Genomic DNA, 18,492 nt, shown 5'->3' with positions numbered 1-18,492 from the left:
CTATAGTATTTCTCTAAAAAACATATCGAAAAACAATACTGCTCCTGTGAGTACATTGATAAGTGGAAAGTAGGTATAATATTTAAATAGTTTCGAAATATTATTTATACTCAGAAGTACTATAGAGATATAAACAATACCAAAGACGATTGCAATAAACCCTACATAGTAAAATCCAATAGATGCAGAGATTAAATAGGTTATCAAGCAAAACCATAAAGCTCTTTTCTCACCAAGCATAATTGCCAATGTATTCACGCCCGCTTTTTTATCTGCTTCAATATCTGGAATCGCAGAATAGGTTTGCATCCCAAAGGCCCAAATAAGACCTCCAAGTACTGCTAACCATTGTATATTAGTATTTCCCGTGATAAAAAACCCAACGAGTGCAGGCGAAACATATATAATTGCAGAAAAAAGGACGTCTAAAGGTGGTTTGCTTTTTGCTCTTACAGGCGTTGCGGAATAAAATAGTCCCGTAAAGAAAAACAACATTAAGGCGAGTTTTGTTGGTACATTAACCATAAAAAATAAAGGCAAAAAAGGAATTAATAGAATAGCCATGGTTATCCACAAGCTTCTATGTTTTTCGAGTTTTAATACAGATTCGTATTTTATCTTTTTATCATTATAGATATCGGTTTGGTAATCATAGATATCGTTAACACCGTAGATAAAAACATTAGCCGGTAAGGAAAAAAATAGACCAAAGGCTATTAAAAGAAGTGTAGTGGTATCATTATACAAAAATAGATTTCCTGAAGAAATAACACCAACAAGAAAAGTTCCAAGGACGTACATCCAGAATCTCGGTCTGGATAAAAAGAAAACCTCTCTAAGCGTCAGTTTCATAGCACAGCAAAAATAAGATGATAGAATCATTAAATACACTAATTTACGCTTTTTTGTTTATTTTTTTTAATTGTTTGCTAAACAAAAAAATAGTGTTGTTTTGCATTTAATGTAAAATCCAAAAACCCCGTAGATTCCTTCGGGGTTTTTGTTGTTTGAAATATTGGTAAAACTATATATTGACTATGTAGCAAAAAAACAACAAACTTCCTTTAACGGTTTGTTTATGCGTAGTGCGGTAAATAGGTACTTTCGTTTCGATAAACATAAGCCGAATTTTTAAATTTTATCAATTATTTTATTTTTGGCAATTCGTCAAATTTAAAAATTTGGCGACTTCCCAAAAATGCCCGAACCTTTGTGTTAGCAACGACTCGCGCTATGTTTTATATACGTTATTACCCTTTGTTATTTCGGCGCAAGTTGATAATTATTGACCAATACCGAAGCCGAAATTTGAAGTATTCTTTCTAAATCTCGTATCATATCGACAGTCAATCTTTTCTTTCGGTTGAGGATTTCCGATACTCGACTTTTCCCACCAATTATTCCTACCAAATCCTTTTGGCGCATATTCAATTCTTCCATTCGTATTTTTATCGCTTCGATTGGGTCTGGTGCTCCTATCGGATAATGTTCGTTTTCGTAGTTCTCAATGAGCAATGAAAGTATTTCCGCCTCGTCGCCCTCTTTTGTGTCGATTGGCGCATCGAAAATCACTTCCAAGCGTTTGAGTGCATTTCGGTAATCTTTGTCAGTTTTAATAGGCCTTAATTCCATGATTTTTTTTTAAATCGTGTCCGCATCTATTTTGTCATATTCAGCGTGTGTGCCAATAAAACGGATAAATGCCCATTGTTTTTCGTAATTGAATTTAACAATCAGTCGGTAAGAATTTCCTTTTATATTGAAAACTACTCGACCGTTCTTTAAAATACTTGCGTTGATGTAAGTTTGTTTGACGTCGTTAGGTGAAAACCATTTAGCACTTTTTGCTGTGTCATACCAAGTTTTTAAATACTGTTCGGAATCAGCTTGTTTTTCCCGATATTCTCGAAGCGTACTTTTTGGAATTATTCGTTTCATTAATCCAATTAAGAAACAAATATACAATTAGTTCTCAAATGTTGAACTATTGACGAATGTGTTTTCATAATAAAGGGTAACAATTGTATACACGTAAACTTACATATATTTCTCCTTTATAATTCACTTAATCAATTGTATACATTTGTATTCAATTAAATAATCTACCAAATAAATGTTCTGAGTGACCAGTATTTCTTTAGCAACCACTTATGTGATTTTCTCACTACTAATAGAATTTCGCATTTACTTTTGTAATTGACAAAAATCCCTAAAACTTTTGTGGAAGCTTATAGAACTCTCATAGAAGTAATTATAAATGAGAATTTTAGACGTTTTGTGAAGTTGTAGCGTAAATTTTAAATAATGCTTGTAGTATAATATTCCCAAAGATTATTCCTACAATCGCAGGTAACCATAATTCATAGCCTGCGTCAACTCCTGTCCATAGGAAGATTGAGAGGAGAAGGGAAAGAGAGCCAATCCAGAGGTGCTTTGAAACCGCCACGCTACCGTTCACAATGACAGGTTTCAAAACCAATTTCAAAATAAGATATGCAATCGTTCCTGAAATAATCCAGCCAATAAAATTTTGTAGAGGTACGTCGAACCATAATCCACCATTGGTGTATTCCCATAGTCCGCGTGCAACGGCTCCAGGGTCCAAGATAATATCTGTGCCAACAAGAATCCCAAGGTACGCCAGAAATCGTGCCCAGCGATGCTTAAACCATGTTTGTGCTAGTAACCAGGCACCAATAACTAGCGGGCTCCAGGCAATAAATACGGTCCACGGTGTTGTGCCCAATAACTTATAACCAAACGGCATCGTATATTCAAAAGGTGAATAAGGGAATCCTGTATGAATCCCAATTGATTCAATAATTAAGGCAAATACCCCCAAGGCCATAATTGCCGCAATTCCCCGTCTACTATATATTTTCCACATGCCGTAAAATGCCGGTATGGAAATTATACTAACGGCAATAATGGATCCAGTTTCTACAAACTGTTCTGATGGAACAGAACTCATCATAAAACCAATGATGAAAAAGAGCATCGATAAAGCGACTAGAACTGTTTTCTTAATATCCATATTTTTAATAAATGTTTTCTAGAATGCCTGACCATTTAGTTTTTCAATTTCTGTACCCTTGACTCTTCAGATAGATATTCTTTAAAATAAATCAGATTTGTAAATCCTCCCATTTCATTTCTTCAAATGTGTGGTAACAGTGGAAATCACCAATTTAAACAAGTGACATCCTAATAGATTATGTGCAATTACTTGTATAAGAAAATTTATTAATTTCTGAAATTAGCAGATTGAATTTTTGGTGTATTTTTAAAATGAAAGTTTCCTGTAATTGGAAATTACAAACAAAAAACGAACAATGGTGTAATTATAATCCAGACTTAACTCAACGCTAGCATATTGCATTAAGAAATTATTATTTTGAAATAAGCATAACGCGAATTCGATACAAACACCGATGAAGCTATGCGAATTGCTCAATCCATACGTATATCGGGAGACGTTGTAGATATTGTGATGGAAGATAGAATTTTATTTGCCCTCAAAACGGTTCCGGAGAAACCATTTCTTGCACCGATGGAATCAATTTTACAGCATTAGATCCTATTTTGTATAAGCTTCACTATATGGAGACCAGATCTCATAGATTGGATCGCCTTTAGAACTTTCTCCTTTATGATGCCATTTTCCGTCTTTAGTCTCGTAGTCAAATTCCAGCTTTGCACCTACCCGACGATTGTCGCGGGAAAAGAATTCAATAGTTTCAATGTATTTTCCGTCTTCAGCGGTGTAGGTCCCTCCGCCGGTGCCACTAAATTCTTTGGAGGCAGAATTAAAGGCGATCCATTGGAACCTTCCGCCACCTAAAATTTTAACTGTGCGACGATTTCCCGGTGTCATCGTAGTCATTTCTCCGTTTCGTTCTCTTCCGGTAATTACCCAGTTTTGGGTAAGGTCATCTTTTTTTTCTGAAACCCGTTTCCATACCTCGGTATGCGTGTCATTGGAAATAATAACTTTATCATCGTCTTCCCATTTCAGGGTGTACTTCAGTTCCTTACCAATACTGTTGGGATCTTTGGTATTAAAATCCTGAACTATACTATAATCTGATCCATTTAGTTGAAATTTCCCGCCAGCTGCACTTAAAAAGTTGTTATTGTCTATTTCCTTAGATCCATAGGCAAAATAACCATCCTGATTGATCCGAATCACTTCCCGGTTGGCGATAGGTTCTCCGTTTTCCAGCATAAGTTTCCAGGAACCTTCAAAATTTTGTGCAGCTACTATTCCGCAGAAAAGAAATACAGTCAAAAAAAGAAATGAATTTTTCATTGGTATAAAAAATTAAATTTTATCTAATTTATGAAGAAGAACAATAGGTACCAACCCTATTCTTCTTCTCCGTAAGTGTCATATTCAGGATAAAGGAGATTATTATAAGGAAAACGTGTAACATGAATTTGTCGTACAGTTTCATAAACTTTCCTTTTAAAGTCTTCAATATTTTCTTTATTGAGTGCGGAAATAAAAATTACATTATCACCTAATTTGTTCATCCAGGTTTGTTGCCATTCTTCAAGGGAGTAGTGCTCTTTTGATTTTTCAGTGATAAGATCATCTTCTTCGATCTTTTCTGCCGTATAGGCATCAATTTTATTGAAAACCATAATAGTTGGCTTATTGGCACTTTTAATATCGGCAAGGGTTTGATTTACCGATGCTATGTGCTCTTCAAAATTTGGATGTGAAATATCTACAATGTGCAGCAATAGATCTGCTTCGCGAACTTCATCTAATGTAGATTTAAATGATTCTATAAGCTGGGTAGGCAACTTCCGTATGAAACCAACGGTATCTGTCAATAAAAAAGGCAAATTCCTTATCACTACTTTTCGTACCGTTGTATCCAGGGTTGCAAAAAGTTTATTTTCTGCAAAAACCTCGCTTTTGCTTATAAGATTCATCAAGGTGGATTTTCCAACATTGGTATACCCTACTAAAGCAACACGCACCAGTTGTCCACGGTTTCCTCTTTGAACTTCCATCTGTTTATCGATGGTTTCAATTTTCTTTTTAAGGAGTGATATTTTATCCCGAACAATTCGTCTGTCTGTTTCAATTTCTGTTTCCCCGGGACCGCGCATTCCAATACCCCCACGCTGTCTTTCAAGGTGTGTCCACATTCCTGCCAGTCTTGGCAATAAATATTGATATTGTGCCAGTTCTACCTGCTTCCGGGCATAACTGGTTTGGGCTCTTTGTGCGAATATGTCGAGGATTAGATTTGTCCTGTCTAAAATTTTTACATTCAGTACCTTTTCGATATTCTTTTGCTGGGCAGGGGAGAGTTCATCGTCAAAAATGGCGGTTCCCACATCGTGCTCATCAATAAATGCTTTTACTTCCAGGATTTTTCCGGAGCCCATAAAAGTCTTCGGGTCTGGTTTTTCCATTTTTTGAGTGAAGCGTTTAAGTACTTCCCCTCCGGCAGTATAGGTAAGAAATTCGAGTTCGTCTAAGTATTCGTTTAATTTATCTTCGTCTTGTTCCCTGGTAACGATCCCAATGAGAACTACTTTTTCGTAATTTAAGTCAGTCTTTTCTATCATAATAACAAAGTTACACAATTGATTGATATAGCGATTTTACCGTATGAAATTCAACATAAATTTAACTTGAAATTACTATTAAAAAAAATTCCGAAACTATACAGTTACGGAATTTTCAATTTTGCGGAAGATCTTGGCGGTTTAGAAATCATAATTTATTCCTAATCCAAAAACTTCTCTAATTTGAAAAGCACCTACGGCATTATCGTCATAAATTGCCTGAAATATGAGATTTGCTGAAAGATATTTATTGATTCCCATTTCAATATTCGCCAAATAATCAATATCAATATTCCCCGGTTTGTCCAAATAGTTAGAATAAAGGTTAATGTTGTTTTCCATAGTGACGTTCTCCAAAAGATCAAATTTAGCAAAACCGCTAAGAGAAGCACCTAACTCAAACCGACCTGATTTTTCGCGATCCACACCAAAATGCTGGCCATCTACATAATTGGATCCTGAAGTGAATACGTCATCAACAAATATAAATCTAGCGGTGATTGGAGCGATATTGATTATGAAATTTTCATTCTTTTTCCACATCATACCTGGTCCTGTTTGAAGGTAGGCAGGTGAAAGAAAATGGGTGGTTTCTGTTCTAATATTTTCCCCGGTTTCAGCATTTTCACTAAATTCATACCCTTTTGCAAACTGAGTTCTGAAATTTAAAAAATAAGAATAGTACCAATTGGAATTTTCAAGTTGTTTCCCTGCAATCGAGTTGAACTCGAACCGGTCGCTTGTTTTCCTCCCAAATTCGTCATCTTTCACCTTGGTCATTCCAAAGTTCCCCAGGATTTTATTATCCCAGGTAAAATCATTCATTCTATAATTAAAATCATAGTTAAGGGTAAGATTTCCCGAAATACTTGAAGTACCACCACCGGTCCATTCTTTATTAAATGCCGACTGGTTAAACAACAACTGGATTTTACCTTCCTTGCTCCATCCATTTGGCGGGATTTCTGCTTCTTCATTTTGTGCAAACAGAACCGAATTTAAGAACAGGAAGCTAAAGGCGAAAATCAATATTTTCATTAATTCTAAACTTTCTTATTTTTAAAAAGAGGTACTGAAGAACAAGCTTCACCATATAACAGGCTTTTTACCACCGGTTGTAATTTTTCTATCAAAAATAAATAGGCGTTTTCGGGAACCGGTTTATGGGAGCAACCTTTAATAATTACAGGTTTGTCCTTTAAATTGGAAAGATCCATTTTAGAAATAATCTCGCTATATAAGACAGTTTCTAAGGTTTGCAGATCGCCAATCACGGTCTTTTTGGCGTAGGGATTCAAATACGTGGAAAGGAGCATGTATGCCCATGCCGGGATAATAGCATCTGTGGAACAAGTAAGAGCCACATAAGCGCCTTCATATTGTTTCCAGTTGTGGGCCAGGGCTTTTTCCCGGAAAATAGTTTCCCTTAAAACAAGGCCTTCTAATAACCAGTCTTTAATATCAAAAAGAACTCTTTCTCCGGAAGGATAAAAATCTTCGAGATTAAAAGTGACCAATTTACTATTGGCAACCCGATTTATAATTTCTGTGGACATGCTTATAGATTTAATACCACTAGTGGGGTTAATTTTCCAATTCCCGACCGTCCCTTTTCGTGAAGGATTTCATCGGGACCCTGGATATATCTTCTTTTTTCCTTACCCGGGAGCTTCCTCCGGGATAATTGAATTTCTTCTTTTGGAGAACTAGCTGCTTTTATAGCAAACCTAACTCCAGTCTGGCTTCTTCACTCATCAAATCCTGGGTCCAGGGTGGATCAAAAGTAATTTCAACCTCGCAGTCTTTAACGGTATCAAGAGATTTCACCCTTTCTTCCACTTCCCGCGGCAATGATTCTGCCACCGGACAATTTGGGGTGGTGAGTGTCATCAATATTTTTACATCATAGTCTGTATTTACCATTACATCGTAAATAAGGCCTAGTTCATAGATGTCTACGGGAATTTCGGGATCATAAATGGTCTTTAAAACCTTTACAATCTTTTCTCCCATCTCCTGTGTATTTATTTCTTCTGTCATCTTAATCTAATTGTGTTTGATATGCAATTGCATACATTTTTAGTTGCTTTATCATGCTCACCAAACCATTTGCCCTGGTTGGGGAAAGATGTTCTTTTAAGCCTATCTCATCTATAAATTGAGTATCGGCTTCAAGGATCTCTGAAGGATGCTGATTTGAAAATGCACGTATCAAAATTGCAACGATCCCCTTTGTAATTATCGCATCGCTATCTGCGGTAAAAACAAGCTTTTCATCTTCCAGTTCTGCATGAACCCAAACCTTGCTTTGACAACCTTTGATGAGGTTCTCTTCAACTTTATATTTTTCCTCGATAAGCGGGAGCGATTTTCCCAGCTCGATCATATATTCATAACGCTGCATCCAGTCGTCAAACATGGAAAATTCGTCTACGATTTCTTCCTGTATTTCCTTTATTTTATTCACTGTTATCTGTTTTTCGTACTGTTAAGAGCACTTGATTTTCTTTGGATAAAAACACCAGATTATCTGCTTTTCTCTGAATTTCGGAAATATCAGGCAGAATTAAATTTAAAATGTTTTCATAGCTCATTTTCCCTTCACAATACATTTTGGTACTTACGGGCGGTTGAAAACTTATACGTTCATTTTCCTGAATAAAATCAACCCTTAATACATTGCAACCTGCATTTACCATTAAGGATTCACCTTTATCATCAATTTTTAAATAGATATCTTCCGAAGAAATATTTTCATCTTTAAGAGCTATTAGTTGGTATTCACCAGATAGCGTTTCAATTTCTCCTAAATCCTGGGAATCACTATTAAATTCATTTGCACCTTTTTTTGTATTGGCACAAGACATGAATAAAAATAAAGCGAAGAGGAGAGAAAGCTGTTTCATAGATACTCTATTTTATTCCAACATTGCTTTTGCCCTTTTTACAGCTTCTATAAAAAGATCTATTTCTTCCATTGTATTATAAAATGAAAAGGAGGCTCTCACTGTTCCAGGGATTTTATAGAAATCCATAATAGGCTGTGCACAGTGATGGCCGGTACGAACAGCTACCCCTAATTTATCTATAATTGTTCCAATGTCATATGGATGAATTCCCTCAATGTTGAAGGAGATCACTGCGGTTTTTTCTTTAGAAACCCCATAGATCTTTACGCCTTCTATAGCCAGTAATTGTTTGGTTGCATATTCAAGCAATTGGTGCTCATACTCAGCAATTTCATGAAAGCCAACTTCATTCATATAATCCAGAGCAGCACCAAAAGCAATCCCGCCGCAAATATTAGGCGTTCCTGCTTCGAATTTATGTGGAAGATCTGCGTACGTGGTTTTTTCAAAAGTTACTGTAGCGATCATTTCCCCGCCGCCCTGATAGGGAGGAAGTTTTTTAAGCCATTTTTCTTTTCCGTATAAGACCCCAACTCCTGTAGGCCCGCACATTTTATGGGCAGAAACCAAATAAAAATCAACATCCAGTGCCTGAACATCGGCCTTTATATGCGGTGCAGCCTGAGCTCCGTCAACAAGAACTACTGCTCCAGCTTCGTGGGCTTTGTCTATTATTTTTTTGATTGGATTTACTGTTCCCAAAGCATTTGAAACGTGATTTACAAAAACCATTTTCGTTTTACCTGATAAAAGCTTCTCATATTCAGCAAAAATAAGCTCCCCATTCTCATTCATTGGGATCACTTTTAGAATAGCGCCTGTTTTTTCACACAACATTTGCCATGGAACGATATTGGAATGATGCTCCAGTGCCGAAATCAATACTTCATCTCCTTTTTTCAATTCGGAAGCAAAGCCATTTGCCACAAGATTGATCCCGTGGGTTGTTCCCGAGGTAAAAATTATCTCGTATGGATTGGCAGCGTTGAAATGTTGCTGAATTTTTTTTCGAGCACCCTCATATTTATCGGTAGCTTCCTGAGAAAGCGTGTGAACACCGCGGTGGATATTCGCATTATAGTTTGAATAATAATCTACTATCGTATCTATTACCTGCTTAGGAGTTTGTGATGTCGCCGCGTTGTCAAAATATATCAAAGGATACCCGTTGATCTTCCGTTTTAGTATTGGAAAATCCTGTCTTATAAGTTCGACATTAAATGGGATTTTTTCAGCAGCAACTTTCATAGGTGGTTATTTATTGTTTTTGCAGTTTCATTCAAAATTTAATCCTTCATTGAGGGTTTAATTTCCGCGACCCGATAGAAATCGGTACACACCTCTTGGGAAGACCCGTCCTAACTGTGCGGGTCTGTCCCAAGGTTCTTGATTAATAATTGAATTTATCCACAATAAAACATTTGCTCTTAAAGGTCAAATCCTAAACTAACTCCAAGTTTCTGGGCAATTTCATGATTGATCCTTTTTTTGATCTCTGGTATTTTTACACTTTCAAGTACATTATTGGCAAAAGCATACATCAGTAATGCTTTAGCTTCCTTTAACGGAATTCCTCTGGATCGAAGGTAAAACAACGAATCCTGATCCAATTGTCCAATAGTACATCCGTGGCTGCACTTTACATCGTCTGCAAAAATTTCCAGTTGTGGCTTGGCATTGATGGTGGCTTTATCATCCAGTAAAATATTATTATTGGCTTGAAAAGCATTGATCTTTTGTGCCTCTTTGTCTACCAAAACCTTTCCGTTGAAGACACCGGTGGAGTTTTCGGCAAAGATCCCTTTATAATCCTGATGACTTTCACAATTTGGAGAAATATGATGAACCAGGGTATTGTGATCTACATGTTGTTTATCTTCAATAATAGTGATCCCCTTCAAAGTAGAATCTGAATGTTCCCCTCTTTGATAAAAATTGAGATTATTTCGGGTTAATTTTCCACCAAAAGAAAAGGTATGCATAGAGCAATTGCTTTGCTCTTGTTGCTCAACAAAAGTATTGTCTATAAGCGAAGCAGTATCCCTGTCATTCTGGATCTTGTAATAATCTACAATGGCCCTTTTTGCCGCATATATTTCTGTAACAGAATTGGTGAGTACCGGATTATTTGTTAAACTCTGGTGGCGTTCAATAATTTGAACATGGGCATTTTCATCTACCACGATTAAATTTCGTGGCTGTATCATTAAAGCAGCTTCATTTCCGGTTGCAAAATTTACTATCTGAATAGGTTTGTCTGCCAGTTGATTTTTATGGATATGAATAAATGCCCCTTCTTTTGAGAAAGCTGTATTCAATGGGGTAAAACCATTTTCTTTAGAAACAATCTTATTGAAATAATTGTCTATTACCGGCTTATATTTTGATTTACTCAATGCCGAAGACATCAAACAAACATCGATCTTGTCATGCGTGGTTTGCGAAAGGTGAGACGAATAAATTCCATCTATAAAAACAAGATTGTACGTATCTATATCGTGAATAAGATATTTCTTGATATCGCGATATTCTATCGTGTCTTCTTTTTTTGGGAATACACTGTAATCCGGTTTTAATACCGAATTAAGCGATGTATATTTCCAAGCTTCTTCCTTTTTTGAAGGAAAGCCTAATTGTTCAAATTCCTTTAAAGACCGGGTCCTCAATTCATGAATATCTGAATTCAAATCAAAAGCTTCTTCAAAAGCCAGAAATGAGGATATTAATTTATCTTTTAATTCCATGGTGTTAAATTTTGTTCAGGGTTTATGATTTTTGGTTCAGGGTTTTACTTTTCCCTTAAACCTGCTCTGGTTTTAACCAGTCATACCCTTTTTCTTCCAATTCGTAAGCCAGTTCTTTTGGTCCCGATTTTACGATCTTTCCATCTACCATCACGTGAACCACATCTGGCACTATATAATCCAACAATCGTTGGTAATGCGTTATCAATAAAACAGCATTGTCTTTATTTCTTAATTTGTTTACCCCATTGGCAACCACTTTAAGCGCATCGATATCGAGTCCTGAATCGGTTTCATCCAGGATAGCCAATTTTGGATTCAGCATTGCCATTTGAAAAATTTCATTTCTTTTCTTCTCGCCTCCGGAAAAACCCTGGTTCAAAGAACGGGAAAGAAATTTCCTGTCTATTTCCAGCATTTCAGATTTTTCACGTATCAGTTTCAACATCTCATTGGCTTTCATATCTTCTAATCCCTGAGATTTCCTGTGGGCGTTTATTGAAGCCTTAATAAAATTGGTTACAGAAACACCCGGAATTTCTACAGGGTATTGAAATGATAAAAAGATCCCCTTATGAGCGCGTTCTTCAGGATCCAGTTCTGTAAGATCTTCTCCTTCAAATTTTATTTCTCCACGGGTCATTTCAAATTCTTCTTTTCCTGCTATTACAGAGGATAAGGTGCTTTTTCCGGAACCATTTGGTCCCATAATAGCGTGAACTTCTCCCGGATTGATCTCCAGATTAATCCCCTTCAGGATTTCCTTGTTGTCTATACTGGCGTGTAAATTCTTTATTCTAAGCATAATTATATTTTAAATACATCCGGACTCCGGATATTCTTATTTTTCTATTTCTTCGTTTTCTATATTCTTTTCGGCAAAGATCTCTACGATCTCTTTGATCTCAATTATCTGGGAATAACCGGTGGATCGCACATTGTTTGTCACCTTTCCTTTTACTTCTATGGGAATTAAATTACTGTCTATTAACTCATAATTTTTAAAAGAGTCTTTCAGGAATTCAGCCATAGAATCCATTTTAACTTCATAAACAAACTGGTTTCCTTTTAGCACTGCAGATCTCCCTACAGTAATAAAAGTTCCCTGATAATTCTGAATACTGTCTTCAGCCGTTGGCTCAGCAATTGGTTTTGGCTCTGCTTGCTGTTCGTTATCACAGGAAACCATTACCATTAAAATACCAAGTATAAAAATCAGTTTTTTCATCTTTTTTATTTCAACTATCCTACAGAACCTTCAAGGGAAATTTCCAGAAGTTTTTGAGCTTCTACGGCAAATTCCATAGGTAATTTATTAAGCACCTCTTTGCTAAATCCATTTACGATCAAAGCAATTGCCTTTTCGGTAGGGATTCCTCGCTGGTTGCAATAAAATATTTGATCTTCACCAATTTTGCTGGTTGTTGCCTCGTGTTCTACCATCGCGGTTTTGTTTTTCACTTCTATGTAAGGGAAAGTGTGTGCACCACACTTATTGCCCATCAAAAGCGAATCACACTGCGAAAAATTCCGGGCGTTCTCTGCACGGCTGTTTATTTGCACCAATCCACGGTAAGAATTTTGGGACTGTCCCGCAGAAATTCCTTTGGAAATGATCGTGCTTCGGGTGTTTTTTCCCAAATGGATCATTTTAGTTCCCGTATCTGCCTGCTGGAAATTATTGGTCACTGCAATGGAGTAAAATTCACCAATGGAATTATCTCCTTTCAAAATGCAGGAAGGATATTTCCATGTGACTGCAGATCCGGTTTCTACCTGTGTCCAGGAAATCTTGGCATTGGCTTCACAAATTCCTCGTTTGGTAACGAAATTATAAACCCCGCCTTTTCCTTCTTTATTTCCGGGATACCAGTTTTGAACGGTAGAATATTTGATCTCAGCACCATCTAAAGCGATAAGTTCCACCACTGCGGCGTGCAGCTGATTTTCATCTCTGGAAGGAGCAGTACAACCTTCAAGATAACTTACATAACTGTCCTCATCTGCAACCAGCAAAGTTCTTTCAAATTGGCCTGTTCCGGCCTGATTTATCCTGAAATACGTTGAAAGTTCCATAGGACAACGTACTCCTTTTGGGATATAGCAAAACGAGCCATCACTAAATACCGCTGAATTTAAAGCAGCGTAGAAGTTGTCTCGTTGAGGAACTACAGTTCCAAGATATTTTTTCACCAACTCCGGATGTTCGCGGATCGCTTCTGAAATCGAGCAGAAAATAATTCCTTTCTCTGCAAGCGTTTTTTTAAAGGTGGTTCCAACAGAAACAGAATCCATCACTACATCTACTGCAACTCCGGCCAGCATTTTTTGCTCATCCATAGAAATTCCAAGTTTTTCGAAAGTTGCCCTTAATTCAGGATCTACTTCGTCTAAACTATCGTATTTCGGTTTTTTATTGGGAGCAGAGTAATAGGAAATCGCCTGAAAATCCGGTTTTTTATAGCGAACATTCGCCCATTCAGGCTCCTTCATTTTTTCCCAAGCACGATAAGATTCTAACCTCCAATCGGTCATCCATTCCGGTTCTTCTTTCTTTTTGGAAATAGCCCGTACCACATCTTCATTTAATCCTATGGGAAATGTATCCGACTCGATATCGGTATAAAACCCATATTCATACTCTTTTGTTTCGAGCTCTTTCTTTAAATCATCTTCTGTATATGCCATAATTCTTTTTTTGTTAGAAGGTTAGAAGTTCAAAAAGTAGAAAGTAGTTATTTGATTAAACCGCTTAATAATTTTGAAATTTCACTTACTTTATGCTTTAACCTTTCAAATTCTTCAATCGATAAATATTTTAAATCGAAAGCCAAATACAACTGCGATCTCAATTCGCCGGCCGAAGCCTTTGCTATATATAAGAAACGGATAAATTCTTTCGTTGTTTCCCTTTCGAAGCCTTCTGCAATATTTGAAGAGACCGATATACTGGCTCTTCTAATTTGGTCTTTCAGTCCATAATCCTGAGAAAAATCTCCCCTATTCGTAATAAAATAAATTTCAGCATTTAATTCTCTTGCTTTTTCCCAGGCAATAATCTCTTCAAAAGAATTAAATCTAGCCAGCTTTCTACATTTTAACTTTTAAAACGTTAAAACTTTCAACTCATTACAATGAAAAACTCTCTCCACAACCACAAGTGCGCTGAGCATTGGGATTATTAAATACAAATCCCTTGCCGTTTAACCCTCCGGAATATTCAAGAATAGTTCCGGCCAGATATAGTACGCTTTTTTTATCTACAACTATTTTAATTTCATTGTCTTCAAACAGTTTATCGTTATCAGCCTTAGATTTGTCAAATTTCAGCTCATAAGATAAACCGGAGCAACCGCCGCTTTTTACGCCAACGCGCACAAAGTCTATTGTTGCATCATAACCTTCATCGTTCATCAACAATGAGATCCTTTTTTTGGCGTCTTCGCTTACCTTTATCATCGTTAACAAGATTAATTCTAAATTGGATACAAATATACTACAAAACAAGCGGTTTACCATAGTCTAAACATATGTTTTAGGAATAGCCTTATAGCTACTTCCAATAGGCTTCTATGCATATTTCAACATTAAAATATCATTTTAAATGTATTGAATACCACAGGTTTTTTTCTTTATTCCAGATTAAACCGCTACAAAAGCTTTCAAATTTCTGATTGTTGAAATAATATTCATTTATTTTGCAAACAAAAAGTACCAGGCATGATAGAAGATAGTCACCAAAGCAGGACAAACCTTTCAGAATTAGGCGAATTTGGCCTTATAGATTTGCTTACCAAGAATCTTGCGCCAAAATTATCCTCCACCATTAAAAGTATTGGGGATGATGCTGCAGTACTGGATTTTAAAGATAATCAAACGCTTGTGACTACAGATTTGCTGGTGGAAGGTGTTCACTTTGATTTGGCCTATATGCCTTTAAAGCATTTGGGATACAAGGCAGTGATGGTAAATCTTTCAGATGTTTATGCCATGAACGGCACCGCTACTCAAATTACCATAGGAATTGCGTGTTCAAATCGGTTTCCGGTAGAGGCGCTGGAAGAGCTTTATGCGGGGATTGAACTTGCTGCAAAAATATACAACATCGATGTGGTGGGCGGTGATACTACCTCCTCTACAAAAGGATTGCTAATAAGTATAACGGCATTGGGATATGCGAAGAAGGAAGACGTTGTGTACAGGTCTGGAGCTAAACCCAATGACCTTTTGGTTGTAACGGGCGATCTGGGGGCTGCTTATATGGGCTTGCAAATCCTGGAACGCGAAAAAGCTGTTTTTAAGGTAAATCCAAATTCACAACCGGATCTTGATGCTTATACATATCTTATCGAACGGCAATTAAAGCCCGAAGCAAGAAAAGATATCCCGCCATTATTGAAGGATCTGGGACTTAGACCAACCTCTATGATTGATATTAGCGACGGACTTTCCTCTGAAATAATACATCTGTGTAAAAATTCCGGGGTTGGGGTTAATTTATTTGAAGATAAAATCCCGCTGGATCCTGCAGTGATTTCAGCCTGCGAAGAATTTGAATTGGACAGTACTACGATTGCTTTGAGTGGAGGTGAGGACTATGAGTTGTTATTTACCGTCGCACAGGAGGATTTCGAAAAAATCAAGGCCAATCCTAATTTTTCAATTATAGGTCATATGACCGAAGCAAGGGAAGGAATGCATTTGGTTACACGGGGAAATACCAAGATCCCGTTAATTGCCAAAGGTTGGAACGCTATGGAAAAGGAGGAGGATTAAGAAGCGTTTGCAAGTTTTGTTTGCCGCAGTCTTCTTTTTTTGTAAATCTTGGCTATGTAATCGTTCGTTTCTTTAAATTTTGGTGTTAACCTTGTGAGAAAACCATCGGCAGTATCTGTCATTTCAATTCCGCATTTAGAACATTTATATTCGTGGATATGAGAGGTCACATTTTTGGATACCTCCAGTTTATGGCCGAATAAGTTGCACGTTAACTTTGCGAACGAAAAGTTTTTAGGGTTTGTTTTCATCATAAATGCTTGATATTGAAATTTCTGAACTATAAAAGTATAAAAAAAAGTTAATAAATCGACTAAAAGTTAAATTTAATCGATGAAATGCAAAATTTCATCGATTTCTGTATAATTTTCCATATACGATAAATGCCCGGTTTCAGTTAAAATAATTTTGCACTGGCAAAAATCACCTACACTTTGAGTGTCATCAGTGTTCAAAACAGGATCTCTCTTCCCTAAGATTAAATATTTCTGATTTCTAAAATTTTTTAACAACGAAATTCTATTTGTACGAATTTTCATACCTTTTAAAGCCGCGATTATTCCTTCTTCCGACATTTGATTCGCATTGTTTTTAAGTTCATCGATTTCTTTTTTGAATTTTAAATAGTTTTCAGGTGGTAATAAATTTGTAATAGCCATACTTACAAAAGCCTTTTTATTTTTCCTTATAATAGCTATCGACCTGTCCCGGTTGGTTTTTTTTTCTTCTGAATCTTCCTCGGGAGTGGAATTCATCAATATCAGGCTTTTGGTTATGCCGGGAAATTTTTCCATATAGGCCAAACTCACATAACCTCCCATGGAATGTCCTACCAGGCTGGCACGTTCAATTTTTAGATGTTTGAGAATTTCGTGAACAGCATCGGCCATAAGTTCCATTGTATGCATATCACTAATATTTCCCGATTTTCCATGCCCAGGTAGATCGATACAAATTACTTGTCGCTTTGCTGAAAGCTTTTCTATAAAAGGTTCCCATATTTTACTGCTTTCTAAAAATCCGTGTAAAAAAACCAACGGATTTCCGGTACCTTTGGTGGTGTAAAACAACTCGGTGCTTTTGTAATTCAACTTCATACCGATAATATATTATTATATTTTAAATAGCAAAATGAAATTTACAAAAGAAGCATTTCTTGTTGGTTTTGCATTATTTGCTTTATTCTTTGGAGCAGGAAATCTTATACTTCCGCCTTATCTGGGTTTTTTTGCCGGTTCACAATGGTATCTCGTGGCATTGGGATTCGTGATCTCTGCAGTGGGATTACCCTTATTAGGAATTTTTGCACACGCCCAATTGCAGGGAAGTATTTTTAATTTTGCCAATAAGGTCTCCCCCGTTTTTAGTCTTATTTTTAGCGTGCTTATCTACTTGATAAGTGTTGTGCTACCAGCTCCCAGAACGGCTGCAGTAACGTATGAGATCGCAGTGCAGCCTTTTTTCGACATCAGTGCGCTCACTACAAGTATCATTTATTTTTTGCTGGTTTTCCTTTTTGTAATTAAAAGGACCTCCATAATCAACAATATCGGAAAATTCTTAACCCCTGCAATCCTGGTGTTGCTTTTGGCAATAATTATAAGCGGAGTGTTTTCCGATTTTAAACCCATGGGAGATCCAATTACAGAAATGCCTGTTTTGTTTGGATTTTTTGAAGGTTATCAAACTTTTGATGCTATTGCAGCTTTGGTAGTTGGTGGGGTTATCATCATCTCTGTAAAACTGAAAGCGGATTTATCGCCGCCAGAAATAAGGAAAATTATCACTTCAGCAGCTATTATCGCCGCTTTAGGTTTGTTATTTGTCTACGGCGGACTCATATATAATGGCGCGATTGTGAATTCTGAATTCCCTTCAAACATAACCAGAACACAATTGCTTTCCGGAATTAGTTTTTTAAATCTGGGAGCTATGGCACAGGTTGGGCTTTCTTTATTGGTTGCGCTTGCCTGTTTTACTACTGCAGTTGGGATTATCACCGGAACTGCCGATTTTATGAAAGAAAGGATCAATAAACCTTTTGTCTATCCTTTAACTGTTAGTATTGCCTGTATTTTGGGCGTCGTGATGGGTGCTCTTTCTGTGAATAAAATTATAGAGATCGCACTTCCGGTTTTAATGCTTATCTATCCGCTTACCATTGTTTTGATCCTGCTGAATGTGCTTCCTGAAAATTACAGAACTAGCTTTATTATGAGAGCGGTGGTTGCAGTGATAATTTTGTTTAGCCTTCCCGACGCTTTGCAATATGTAATTGCAACAGGTTTATTTTTGCAAATTCAAGAGCTCATCCCATTTGCTTTATATGGATTGGGGTGGGTGCTTCCCGGATTGATCGCTTTTGTCCTGGCGGTTTTATATGAGAACATAATCAGGCAGGATCCTTTAGACCAGAAAACTTCAACTTAGAATTTTTTGAAATCTCCGCGATAAAAAAACCACCCCGTCAGGTTTTA

At 36.8% G+C, this 18,492-nt stretch carries 22 protein-coding genes; 2 read left to right on the top strand and 20 right to left on the bottom strand.

Going from position 1 to position 18,492, the window contains the following annotated elements; translation table 11 throughout:
* The 18 genes from GILLI_RS09340 to GILLI_RS09260 form a co-directional block, all read right to left on the bottom strand.
* Nucleotides 1-852: a prenyltransferase gene (locus GILLI_RS09340; RefSeq protein WP_169312730.1), complete on the bottom strand. Its 852-nt coding sequence runs from the start codon at nucleotides 850-852 to the stop codon at nucleotides 1-3.
* Nucleotides 853-1,260: 408 nt separating this feature from the next.
* Nucleotides 1,261-1,632 carry a helix-turn-helix domain-containing protein gene (locus tag GILLI_RS09335; RefSeq protein ID WP_006988859.1) on the bottom strand — a complete coding sequence of 124 codons (372 nt, stop codon included), beginning with the start codon at nucleotides 1,630-1,632 and terminating at the stop codon, nucleotides 1,261-1,263.
* A 9-nt stretch (nucleotides 1,633-1,641) separates the two neighbouring features.
* Nucleotides 1,642-1,938 carry a type II toxin-antitoxin system HigB family toxin gene (locus tag GILLI_RS09330; RefSeq protein WP_006988858.1) on the bottom strand — a complete coding sequence of 99 codons (297 nt, stop codon included), beginning with the start codon at nucleotides 1,936-1,938 and terminating at the stop codon, nucleotides 1,642-1,644.
* 328 nt (nucleotides 1,939-2,266) lie between these two features.
* A complete protein-coding gene (locus GILLI_RS09325) occupies nucleotides 2,267-3,034 on the bottom strand; it encodes a carotenoid biosynthesis protein (RefSeq protein WP_006988857.1) in 768 nt (255 codons plus the stop codon).
* 543 nt (nucleotides 3,035-3,577) lie between these two features.
* Complete coding sequence (locus GILLI_RS09320) at nucleotides 3,578-4,309, bottom strand: hypothetical protein (protein WP_006988855.1); 732 nt, start codon at nucleotides 4,307-4,309, stop codon at nucleotides 3,578-3,580.
* Between the two features lie 56 nt (nucleotides 4,310-4,365).
* Nucleotides 4,366-5,586, bottom strand: coding sequence for a GTPase HflX (hflX, locus tag GILLI_RS09315; protein WP_006988854.1), 1,221 nt, complete (start codon nucleotides 5,584-5,586; stop codon nucleotides 4,366-4,368).
* Nucleotides 5,587-5,727: 141 nt separating this feature from the next.
* Nucleotides 5,728-6,624, bottom strand: coding sequence for a DUF3078 domain-containing protein (locus tag GILLI_RS09310; RefSeq protein ID WP_006988853.1), 897 nt, complete (start codon nucleotides 6,622-6,624; stop codon nucleotides 5,728-5,730).
* A gap of 5 nt (nucleotides 6,625-6,629) precedes the next feature.
* Nucleotides 6,630-7,142, bottom strand: a complete 513-nt coding sequence (locus tag GILLI_RS09305; protein ID WP_006988852.1) for a DUF2480 family protein — start codon at nucleotides 7,140-7,142, stop codon at nucleotides 6,630-6,632.
* Nucleotides 7,143-7,302: 160 nt separating this feature from the next.
* On the bottom strand, nucleotides 7,303-7,626 hold the full coding sequence (locus tag GILLI_RS09300; protein WP_006988851.1) for an SUF system Fe-S cluster assembly protein: 324 nt from the start codon (nucleotides 7,624-7,626) through the stop codon (nucleotides 7,303-7,305).
* A gap of 1 nt (nucleotide 7,627) precedes the next feature.
* The gene (locus GILLI_RS09295; RefSeq protein ID WP_006988850.1) at nucleotides 7,628-8,053 is read right to left on the bottom strand and encodes a SufE family protein; all 426 of its coding nucleotides are present in this window, start codon (nucleotides 8,051-8,053) and stop codon (nucleotides 7,628-7,630) included.
* Nucleotides 8,046-8,492, bottom strand: coding sequence for an META domain-containing protein (locus GILLI_RS09290; RefSeq protein ID WP_006988849.1), 447 nt, complete (start codon nucleotides 8,490-8,492; stop codon nucleotides 8,046-8,048). The genes GILLI_RS09295 and GILLI_RS09290 overlap by 8 nt, the downstream gene beginning before the upstream one ends.
* 12 nt (nucleotides 8,493-8,504) lie before the next feature.
* Nucleotides 8,505-9,743: an aminotransferase class V-fold PLP-dependent enzyme gene (locus GILLI_RS09285; protein ID WP_006988848.1), complete on the bottom strand. Its 1,239-nt coding sequence runs from the start codon at nucleotides 9,741-9,743 to the stop codon at nucleotides 8,505-8,507.
* Between the two features lie 179 nt (nucleotides 9,744-9,922).
* Nucleotides 9,923-11,239, bottom strand: coding sequence for a Fe-S cluster assembly protein SufD (gene sufD / locus GILLI_RS09280; RefSeq protein ID WP_006988847.1), 1,317 nt, complete (start codon nucleotides 11,237-11,239; stop codon nucleotides 9,923-9,925).
* Nucleotides 11,240-11,294: 55 nt separating this feature from the next.
* A complete protein-coding gene (sufC, locus tag GILLI_RS09275) occupies nucleotides 11,295-12,044 on the bottom strand; it encodes a Fe-S cluster assembly ATPase SufC (protein ID WP_006988846.1) in 750 nt (249 codons plus the stop codon).
* 36 nt (nucleotides 12,045-12,080) lie between these two features.
* A complete protein-coding gene (locus tag GILLI_RS09270) occupies nucleotides 12,081-12,467 on the bottom strand; it encodes a hypothetical protein (RefSeq protein ID WP_006988845.1) in 387 nt (128 codons plus the stop codon).
* A 14-nt stretch (nucleotides 12,468-12,481) separates the two neighbouring features.
* Nucleotides 12,482-13,927 (bottom strand): Fe-S cluster assembly protein SufB, encoded by a 1,446-nt coding sequence (gene sufB / locus GILLI_RS09265; protein ID WP_006988844.1) that lies wholly within the window; start codon nucleotides 13,925-13,927, stop codon nucleotides 12,482-12,484.
* Nucleotides 13,928-13,974: 47 nt separating this feature from the next.
* A complete protein-coding gene (locus tag GILLI_RS18125) occupies nucleotides 13,975-14,295 on the bottom strand; it encodes a four helix bundle protein (RefSeq protein WP_280985190.1) in 321 nt (106 codons plus the stop codon).
* A gap of 73 nt (nucleotides 14,296-14,368) precedes the next feature.
* A complete protein-coding gene (locus GILLI_RS09260) occupies nucleotides 14,369-14,698 on the bottom strand; it encodes a HesB/IscA family protein (RefSeq protein ID WP_040506548.1) in 330 nt (109 codons plus the stop codon).
* Between the two features lie 261 nt (nucleotides 14,699-14,959).
* Between GILLI_RS09260 and thiL the strand changes: the two genes are divergently transcribed.
* A complete protein-coding gene (gene thiL / locus GILLI_RS09255; RefSeq protein ID WP_006988841.1) occupies nucleotides 14,960-16,015 on the top strand; it encodes a thiamine-phosphate kinase in 1,056 nt (351 codons plus the stop codon).
* On the opposite strand, the gene GILLI_RS09250 is transcribed toward thiL, so the two are convergent.
* Together GILLI_RS09250 and GILLI_RS09245 are read right to left on the bottom strand one after the other, a co-directional pair.
* Entirely contained in the window at nucleotides 16,012-16,266 is a 255-nt protein-coding gene (locus GILLI_RS09250; protein WP_245545653.1) for a DUF1660 family phage protein, read from the bottom strand. The two genes, thiL and GILLI_RS09250, sit on opposite strands and share 4 nt — an antisense overlap.
* A gap of 75 nt (nucleotides 16,267-16,341) precedes the next feature.
* On the bottom strand, nucleotides 16,342-17,112 hold the full coding sequence (locus tag GILLI_RS09245) for an alpha/beta fold hydrolase (RefSeq protein ID WP_006988839.1): 771 nt from the start codon (nucleotides 17,110-17,112) through the stop codon (nucleotides 16,342-16,344).
* Nucleotides 17,113-17,146: 34 nt separating this feature from the next.
* Between GILLI_RS09245 and brnQ the strand changes: the two genes are divergently transcribed.
* Entirely contained in the window at nucleotides 17,147-18,445 is a 1,299-nt protein-coding gene (gene brnQ / locus GILLI_RS09240; RefSeq protein ID WP_006988838.1) for a branched-chain amino acid transport system II carrier protein, read from the top strand.
* The last annotated feature ends 47 nt before the right edge of the window (nucleotides 18,446-18,492 follow it).

This window comes from Gillisia limnaea DSM 15749 (genome assembly GCF_000243235.1).
In the GTDB taxonomy this organism is placed as follows: Bacteria; Bacteroidota; Bacteroidia; order Flavobacteriales; family Flavobacteriaceae; genus Gillisia; species Gillisia limnaea.
Note: the sequence above shows the minus strand (reverse complement) of the source record. Positions and strands in the feature narration are given on the sequence as shown.